Source organism: Dietzia sp. CW19 (assembly GCF_014145265.1).
Classification (GTDB): Bacteria; Actinomycetota; Actinomycetes; order Mycobacteriales; family Mycobacteriaceae; genus Dietzia; species Dietzia natronolimnaea.
Map to the genome: position 1 here is coordinate 1 of NZ_JAALEE010000556.1, position 205 is coordinate 205.

The 205-nt window shown below is 74.6% G+C and carries 1 pseudogene; it reads left to right on the forward strand.

Going from position 1 to position 205, the window contains the following annotated elements:
- Window positions 1-205, forward strand: a pseudogene (locus tag G6021_RS15650) (cell division protein); the annotation flags it as partial.

Below are 205 nucleotides of genomic sequence, written 5' to 3' on the forward strand. Positions count from 1 at the left end.
CCCCAGCGCCGACGCCGGCCCCGGCCGCGGCCACCCCGTCGCTCGCGAAGAGCGAGGACAGCGGTGCCGCCAACTCCGACACGCATCTGCGTGCGGCCCGCGTTCTCGCGATGGCGCAGGAGATGGCGGACCGGCTGACCGGGGAGGCCAAGAAGGAGTCCGACGGGCTCATGGCCAAGGCGCGCGGCGAGTCCGATCGGCTGGA